The sequence below is a fragment of the Devosia sp. genome, assembly GCF_034675085.1.
Taxonomy (GTDB): Bacteria; Pseudomonadota; Alphaproteobacteria; order Rhizobiales; family Devosiaceae; genus Devosia.
Genome location: NZ_JAUCDN010000138.1, coordinates 1 through 8,471 on the forward strand (window position 1 = coordinate 1; position 8,471 = coordinate 8,471).

Below are 8,471 nucleotides of genomic sequence, written 5' to 3' on the forward strand. Positions count from 1 at the left end.
ATCCTCGACCGCGTCCAGCGCGCTATCCGCGAGCGAATCCTGACCTCTCCTGAGATAGACTAGGGCTGGCGGGAAATTCCTGCCTTGACCCGGCGCAAGGGAATGGAGCTTTCGAGCGAGGACACCGAAGGCACCCGCGTCAGCCGCTCCGTGAGAAAAGCCTCAAACTCGGCCAGGCTGCGTGTCACCACCCGCAAAAGATAGTCGCGGTTGCCGGTCATCAGCCAGCATTCGACCACTTCGGGAAAGCCGCGCACCGCAGTTTCGAAATCAGCCAGGGCACGGTCGACCTGCCTATCCAGCTTGACCGAGACAAAGACTGAAACCCCGAAACCCAGGGCGGCCTCGTCGATCAGCGCCGCATAGCCGGCGATCACACCCGTCGCCTCGAGCTGGCGCATCCGCCGCGCCACCGGGGAAGCGCTGAGCCCCACGGTTTCACTCAGTTCATGCAGGCTCAGGCGCGCATTGTCCTGCAAGGCGCGCAGGATGCGGAAATCGATCGCGTCAAGGTTAGCAGTTTCCGGCATTTTTGGTCGCTTTGTAGTGGAATCCACCAAATTTCTACAAAAACACGACCTGATTTGCCATCTTTTATCGCTGGTACCGCATTAAAATCGTGCCCACCATTTCCCCGGGGGAGGGCCCTATGAACGCCGCACATCTCAAGACCATCGAGCAGCGCCTGCTCTGGCTGTCGCATTGGATGATCCACAATGCCAACCACCTGCGGGAGAAGGTGGATGGGATCAAGATCGGCGGACACCAGGCCTCTTCCGCCTCGATGGTCTCCATCATGACGGCGCTCTATTTTTCTGCCCTGCGGCCCGAGGATCGCGTGGCGGTCAAGCCCCATGCCGGCCCGGTCTTCCATGCGATGCACTATCTCATGGGCAATCTCGATCTCGAGCGGATGAAGAATTTCAGGGGCTTTGGCGGCGTGCAGAGTTATCCCAGCCGCACGAAGGATGCCGACGATGTGGATTTCTCCACCGGCTCGGTCGGCCTAGGAGTGGCCATAACCTCGTTCGCCTCCCTGGTGCAGGACTATATTGCAGGCAAGCCCTGGGGCGCGGATGCGCCGCGCGGCCGCATGGTGGCGCTGATGGGCGACGCAGAGGTGGACGAGGGCAATGTCCATGAATGCCTGCAGGAGGGCTGGAAGCACGACCTGCGCAATGTGTGGTGGGTGATCGACTATAACCGCCAGTCGCTCGACGGCGTCGTGCGCGAAGGATTATGGTCGCGGATTGAACGGCTCTTCGATGCCTTCGGCTGGGACGTAGTCAAGATCAAATATGGCATCCTGCAAAGGGCAGCCTTTGCCGAACCGGGCGGCGAGCGGCTGCGGCAATGGATCGACGACTGTCCTAACCAGCTCTATGCGGCGCTGACCTTCAGCGGTGGCGCGGTATGGCGCCAACGCCTGCTGGACGATCTGGGCGATCAGAGCGCGGTGAGCGCCTTGATCGGGCGGCGCGACGACAGGCAGCTTGCCGCATTGATGGAAAATCTGGGCGGCAATTGCGTGCAGAGCATGGCTGAGGCCTTTGCCGCCGTGGATCATGACCGCCCGGTGTGTTTTCTCGCCTATACGGTCAAGGGCTGGGGAACGCCGATCGCGGGCCACAAGGACAACCATGGCGGGTTGATGACCAAGGCGCAAATGGCGGCGTGGCAGCAGCACATGCAAGTGCCCGAAGGGCGGGAATGGGAGCCGATGGCCGCCGTGCCCGATCCCGACGCCCTGCGCGCCTTCCTCGCGCGCGTGCCTTTCTTTGCCGCCGGCCCCCGGCGCCTGGATGACAAGCGCATCGCCGTTCCGCCCCTGCCCGCGCCCAAGGCAGACCGGGAGACCTCGACCCAGGCCGCCTTCGGGCGGATCCTCGACGATCTGGCGCGGGGCGACAGCCCCCTGGCCGAGCGCATCGTCACCATGTCACCCGACGTCACCGGCACCACCGGGCTGGGGGCCTGGGTCAACCGCCGTAAGCTCTGGGCGCGCGAGGCCCGGGCCGACCTGTTTCGGGCCCAGAACATCCCCTCGACGGCGAAATGGGATTTCGCGCCCGAGGGCCAGCATATCGAATTGGGCATCGCCGAAATGAACCTCTTCCTGCAACTGGGCGCCGCCGGCCTGTCGCACAGGCTTTTCGGCAAGAGGCTCCTGCCCATTGGCACGGTCTATGACCCCTTCGTCTGCCGCGGCCTGGATGCGCTCAACTATGCCTGCTATCAGGATTCCCGCTTCCTGATAGCAGGCACGCCCTCGGGGGTGACGCTGGCGCCCGAGGGCGGCGCGCATCAATCGATCTCGACCCCGCTGATCGGACTGGCGCAGGACGGCCTTGCCGCCTTCGAGCCGGCCTTTGCCGAAGAGCTGGCGATCATCATGCATTGGGCCTTCGACTATATGCAGCGCGATGGCGACGCCCGCGTCGACCCCCGCACCTGGCTGCGCGATGCCAGCGGCGGCGCGGTTTATCTCCGGCTGACCACCCGCCCCGTGGAGCAGGCCTCGCTGCCGCAGGAACGGCTGACCCAGGGGGTGATCGACGGTGGCTACTGGCTGCGCCCGCCGGGACCGAATTGCGACGTGGTCATCGCCTATCAGGGCGCCGTCGCGCCGGAGGCCATAGCCGCCGCCGGCCTGATCGGCCAGGGCCGCCGCGATGTCGGGGTCCTGGCGGTCACCTCGGCCGACCGCCTCAACGCCGGCTGGACAGCGGCGCAGCGTGCCCGCTGGCATGGGGAGGCAGCCGCCCGTTCGCAGGTCGAATGCCTGCTGGCGCCCTTGCCCCGCCATTGCCGGATCGTCACCGTGATCGATGGCCATCCCGCCACCCTGTCGTGGCTGGGCAGCGTTGCCGGGCATTGCTGCATTCCGCTCGGGGTCGAGCATTTCGGGCAGACCGGAACCATTGGCGATCTCTACGCCCATTTCGGCATCGACACGGCCTCCATCGTGCGGGCGGTGTCCGGCCTCACCGCAGGGCGGGGCCTCATCGCCGAATAAAGGCCGAAGGAGCGCGGGGCTGCCCCGCGCTCCTTCGCCGGCGGCAGGCCGGATCGCTCAGTGATTATGCCGCGGCATATCGCGCGCGATCCGCTGGAACGCCGTCGCCTCGGCGATCACGGCACCTTCGGAAAGCTGATTGACGGTGCCGCGATAGATGCGCTGCCAGGGGGTCTTGTCCGGGCCGACCGGAGGCGGCACGACACGGCGGCGGGCGATCTCGGCCTCTTCAACCAGAGCGTCGCAGGTGCCCGCATTAACGTCGATACGGATGGTATCGCCGGTGCGCAGCCAGGCAAGGCCCCCGCCAGCCGCGCTTTCCGGGCTGGCATTGAGAATGGAAGGGCTGTCGGAGGTGCCGGACTGGCGCCCGTCGCCGAGGGTGGGCAGGTTGGTGATTCCGCGCCGGATCAACTCGTCGGGGGGCTGCATGTTCACCACCTCGGCCGAGCCCGGCCAGCCGAGCGGTCCCGCGCCGCGAATGACCAGTATGGTGTTCTCATCGATCCCCAGCGCCGGATCATTGATCCGCTGATGATAGTCGTCGGCCCCCTCGAAGACCACGGCACGCGCCTCGAACACCCCTTCCGAACCCGGCCGTGACAGATAGCGGGCGCGGAAATCCTCGGAGATGACCGAGGACTTCATGATGGCGAAATCGAACAGATTGCCACGCAGCACGAGAAAACCCGCCCGCTCCATCAGGGGCTCGGCGCAGGAGCGGATCACCTCGCGGTCGGTGGTCTGGCAACCTTCGACATTTTCGGCCAGGTTCCGCCCCGTCACGGTCATCACCGATCCATCGAGCCGCCCCGCCTGCAGCAGCTCCCACAAAATGGCCGACACACCGCCGGCGCGGTGGAACCTCTCCCCCAAATAGGCTCCGGCCGGCTGCACATTGGCCAGCAGCGGCACGTCATGGCCATGTCTCTGCCAGTCGAAGGGGTCGAAGGGGACGCCGGCATGGGCCGCGATCGCCGCGATATGGGGCTGGGCATTGGTGGAACCACCCAGCGCCGAGGTCGCCACGATCGCATTGCGCATCGTTGCCGGGCTCAGGATATCGGACGGCTTGAGGTCCTCATAGGCCATGTCCACGACCCTCAGGCCCGTACGATAAGCCATCTGGCCGCGTTCCCGATAGGGCGCCGGGATCGCCGCGCAGCCGGGCAGCGACATCCCCATGACCTCGGCCAGGGAATTCATCGTCAGGGCGGTGCCCATCGTGTTGCAATGGCCCAGGGAGGGAGCGGAATCGGCGGCGCGGCGGAGAAACTCGTCATTATCGATCTCGCCGGCAGCCAAGGCCCGGCGCGCCTTCCAGATCGCCAGCCCCGACCCGGCCAATTGCCCCTCGTGCCAGCCGTCGAGCATCGGCCCGCCGGATAGGACGATGGCGGGGATATCGACGGTTGCCGCCGCCATAAGGCAGGCGGGCGTGGACTTGTCGCACCCCGTCATCAGCACCACGGCGTCTATCGGATAGCCATAAAGCAATTCAACCAGCCCCAGATAGGCCAGGTTCCGGTCAAGCGCGGCGGTCGGCCGTTTGCAGTTCTCGAAGGTGGGGTGAACCGGAAATTCGATGGGAATCCCCCCCGCGTCGCGGATGCCATCCCTGACGCGCTTGATGAGATCGACATGGATGCGGTTGCAGGGATTGAGGTCCGATCCCGTCTGGGCGATGCCGATGATCGGCTTGCCGGCGCGCAACTCCTCCGGCGTCATGCCATAATTCATGAATCTTTCGAGATAGAGCGCGGTCATGTCGATGCGCTCCTCATTGTCGAACCAGTCCTGCGATCGGAAGCGGCGGCGGGCTCGCCGGGCGGGATGGGGAGCGTCGGTCATCTTTGTTCCTTCCAGCGACCATCGGTGGCCGCTACGACACGTATTGGGGCGCCCGAACTCTGGTTCAGCCATTTGGCAAAGGCAAGGAGCGGGCCGAACAGAGAGATTGTTATTCCATAATACGAAACAAATTTTGACGAGCGACCTTTTTCGGATAAAAATTACCCGCTCGTCACACGTAATGGAACTTGTGTCTCGCAATCCAGCACGATAGCATTTTGTGGATGACCCGCCATTCGCCCCTCCGGCAAAGGGGGATAGCGTTTTCACAAGCGATTCACGGAACCAGCAGATGCGCCTTTTCATCGCCACCATGGGCACCGAAACCAACACGTTCGCGTCCTTTCCAACCGGGCTTTCCGATTTTCGCAACTGCCTGTGGAACGAGGCGCGCATCGAGGACGAGCCGCCCTCGCCCTGGGTGGCGCCCTGTCAGATCTGGCACAGGAACGCCCTGGCGCGGGGCTGGGAGGTCGCACAGAGCCTGCACGTATTCGCCAGCCCGGCGGGCACGACGCTGAAGGCTGATTACGAGGCAATCCGCGACCGCATCCTGTCCGATCTCGCGGCGGCCATGCCGGTCGACGCAGTATTGTTGTGCATGCATGGCGCGATGGTGGCGGAGGGATATGACGATTGCGAAGGCGATCTTGTCACCCGCATGCGCGCCCTTGTCGGCCCCGACGTCAGGATCGGCATCGAGCTTGACCTTCATGCCCATATCGACGAGGTGATCGTCGAGGCGGCGGACCTCATCGTCTTTTACAAGACCTATCCGCATATCGACCATTCGGAGCGTGCCGAGGATCTGTTCGCGCTGATGGTGCGGCTCCTGGCCGGCGAGATCGACCCTCGAATGGCGCTGTTCGATTGCCGCACCATGGGGCTGTTTCCCACGACGATGGAAGGGCCGTTGATCGCCTTCAGCCAGGCGATCATCGAGGCCGAGGGCAAGGACGGCATCCTCTCGCTTTCGCTTAACCATGGCTTTCCCTGGGCGGATGTTCCGCTGGCCGGCGCCAAGATGCTGGCCATCGCCGATGGCGATATCGAGATTGCCCGGGCCGCCGCGCGCAAGTTCGGCGAACAGTTCTATCGCGACCGCCGCGAGGCCACCCTGCCCTTCACGCCTTTCGATGAAGCCATCGCGGAGGCGCGCATCAAGGGCGACAAGCCCTTGCTGATTGCCGACACCGCCGACCAGATTGGCTCGGGCGCTCCGGGCGACACCACCCATGTGCTGCGCGCCTTCATCGAGAACGAGATCACCAATGCGGCGATCGCCCCGCTCTGGGACCCGATGGCGGTGGGCATCTGCATGCAGATGGGCGTCGGGGCGCGACTCCATCTGCGCATCGGCGGCAAGTTCGAGCCCTTTTCCGGCCCATCGCTGGACGCCCAGGCCGAGGTGCTCTTTCTCAAGAAGAACGCCTGGCAGGATCACCTGGGGGAAGAGCGCATCATGATCGGCGATGTCGCCGTGGTGCGCGTCGCCGGAATCGAAGTGCTGCTGACGTCCCGGCGCACCAATCTCTTCTCGCTCAGCCTTTTCAGCCTGCACGGCATCACCTTCGACGACAAGCAGGTGGTGGCGATCAAGAACCTCTACAAGCATAAGGACTTGTTCCTGACCAATACACGCAAGCAGCTTTTCGTGGCGACGCCGGGCACGTCCAATCCCGACTGGTCGGCCCTCGACTTCCGCCGCCTGCCGCGACCAATCTGGCCGCTCGACGAGGACCCGCTGGGGCTGGAGGGGTAGCCCCGCGCGGGGCGCAGAGGGCCAGGCGTCCCGAAGCCGTCACACGCGTTGACAGGGGTCCCGCCTCTCTCTACTGCGGTGTCGTGGGCGAATTACGATTGCCTCGTATCGTGAAACGCCCCGGGCCGGCGCGCCGCTGGCGAGCGGCACCCTCATGGAGCGCGTTATCGTGACCGAAGTTTCTCCCACAGACGCCGCATCCGAAGCCGCCGGACAGGACGATGCCGAGGCGCGGGATTCCGCCACCATCGGGGTCTTGGTCAAGGCGTTCCATACGCTCGAAACCATCGCGGAGGTAGGCGAGCCGATGCCCTTGCGCGATATCGCCAGGGCCACGGGCCTGCCCAAGGGCACGGCCTTCCGCATCCTCCAGACCCTGACCTCGCTCGGCTATGCGAGCAAGGCCGATGGGACGGGCCATTACTACCTCACCGGGCGCATCTCCTGGCTGGGCCGCAATGCGCGCGAGGAAGATCTCAAGATGCTGGCCCTGCCGGTCATGAAGGCGCTGCACGACAAATATAACGAGACGATCAATCTCGGGGTGCTGGACGGTACCTATGTCTACTATGTCACCGTGCTCGAAGCTGACCGTCCCCTGTCCTGGCGGGTGCCGACCGGGACGCGGGACAATTTCTATTCCACCTCCCTTGGGCGGGCCATCGCCTCCGCCCTGGAGCCGGCGCAACGCGAAATCCTGATCGAGCGCACCCAATTGCGCTCACGCACCTCCTCGACCGTGTGCGACAAGGCGCAGTTGGCGCGTATCTTGGAGGAGGCGCGCGCCCGGGGCCTGGCCATCGATCTCGAGGAAAACGATGATGGCGTGGTCTGTTTCGGCGTCCCCCTGTTCCTTAACGGGCAGGTGGCGGCGGCGATCAGCGTGTCGATCCCGACCATCCGCTATTCGGACGCCCTTGGACAGGACCTGGCGACGACCCTGACCGGGCTCGACCTGCATTTCAATACCCGGCACTGAGGCGGTGCTGCTGGGTTACCCTATCCCGCCAGGGCCTGCCGGGCGCTTTTCGGGTCATTGACGAGAAAGCCGGTAAATCCGGCGTGATGATAGGATCGTAGGGCCTCGGGGATGTAGTCGCCGACATCCCTGTCTGTGCCCGGCCCGCCCAGCGTCATCCATACCTCGCGCTGCTGGCCGCGCAGCTTCCCGATCCGCTCGGGCCGCGCCGCGGCTTCCCAGATGCGCAGGATATTACCTCCGGCTGCAAAGAAATGGTCATCTTCCGCTTCCTCGCCGCCGAGAAAACCAAGAATCTCAGCCCCTCCCAATCCCCGCATCCGTTCCACCGACGCCAGGCTGTGCAGCCCGAAAATCACGCGATGGTCGGGGAATTGCTGCCTGAAGGCATGAAGATCGGTCAAGGCCGAAGGGCTTTCATCCTTGACGTCGAAGAGAATGGCCGTGCTGGGGGGAATGGTGGAAAAGGCCCCGTGCAGGAGCGGGGCGGCAGGCTCGCCGCCGGCGGAAATCCGGGCCAGCTCGGCGACGCGCATCTGGCTGATGATGCCGGGGTGGCCGGCAATCCTGAGGTCTGGATCATGGGCGCAGACAAAAGCGCCGTCGGCCGAGCGCCGCACATCGATCTCGACCACGTCGGCCCGCGCTTTGACGGCGCCTGCCCAGGCGGGAATTGCGTTTTCACGGAAAGCGGACGAATAGCCTCGGTGGGCAACGATCTTCGGCACGGCGCGGCTCCTTTGAACTGGTCATGGAGTTTACGTGCCGTGGGGCGCGCCGATAGCCTTGTTCGTTTCTTGCGACGAAACCTTCACCGCTTATTTCTTCCCGCCCGCTGCGCTAGCCTCGCGGCTCCAGTCCGG

6 protein-coding genes are annotated in these 8,471 nt (G+C 64.6%); 3 read left to right on the forward strand and 3 right to left on the reverse strand.

Annotated features, from left to right (window positions below):
- Positions 1 to 59: 59 nt before the first annotated feature.
- Positions 60 to 530 carry an Lrp/AsnC family transcriptional regulator gene (locus VDP82_RS10170; protein ID WP_323014734.1) on the reverse strand — a complete coding sequence of 157 codons (471 nt, stop codon included), beginning with the start codon at positions 528 to 530 and terminating at the stop codon, positions 60 to 62.
- A gap of 119 nt (positions 531 to 649) precedes the next feature.
- Between VDP82_RS10170 and VDP82_RS10175 the strand changes: the two genes are divergently transcribed.
- Positions 650 to 3,016 (forward strand): transketolase, encoded by a 2,367-nt coding sequence (locus tag VDP82_RS10175; RefSeq protein ID WP_323014735.1) that lies wholly within the window; start codon positions 650 to 652, stop codon positions 3,014 to 3,016.
- Positions 3,017 to 3,073: 57 nt separating this feature from the next.
- Here VDP82_RS10175 and VDP82_RS10180 read toward each other — a convergent pair whose 3' ends face one another.
- A complete protein-coding gene (locus tag VDP82_RS10180) occupies positions 3,074 to 4,867 on the reverse strand; it encodes an IlvD/Edd family dehydratase (RefSeq protein ID WP_323014736.1) in 1,794 nt (597 codons plus the stop codon).
- A gap of 292 nt (positions 4,868 to 5,159) precedes the next feature.
- On the opposite strand from VDP82_RS10180, the gene VDP82_RS10185 reads away from it, so the two are divergent.
- Positions 5,160 to 6,629, forward strand: coding sequence for a M81 family metallopeptidase (locus tag VDP82_RS10185; protein ID WP_323014737.1), 1,470 nt, complete (start codon positions 5,160 to 5,162; stop codon positions 6,627 to 6,629).
- Positions 6,630 to 6,798: 169 nt separating this feature from the next.
- On the forward strand, positions 6,799 to 7,608 hold the full coding sequence (locus VDP82_RS10190; protein WP_323014738.1) for an IclR family transcriptional regulator: 810 nt from the start codon (positions 6,799 to 6,801) through the stop codon (positions 7,606 to 7,608).
- 20 nt (positions 7,609 to 7,628) lie between these two features.
- Here VDP82_RS10190 and VDP82_RS10195 read toward each other — a convergent pair whose 3' ends face one another.
- On the reverse strand, positions 7,629 to 8,336 hold the full coding sequence (locus tag VDP82_RS10195) for a glycerophosphodiester phosphodiesterase (protein ID WP_323014739.1): 708 nt from the start codon (positions 8,334 to 8,336) through the stop codon (positions 7,629 to 7,631).
- Positions 8,337 to 8,471: the final 135 nt, after the last annotated feature.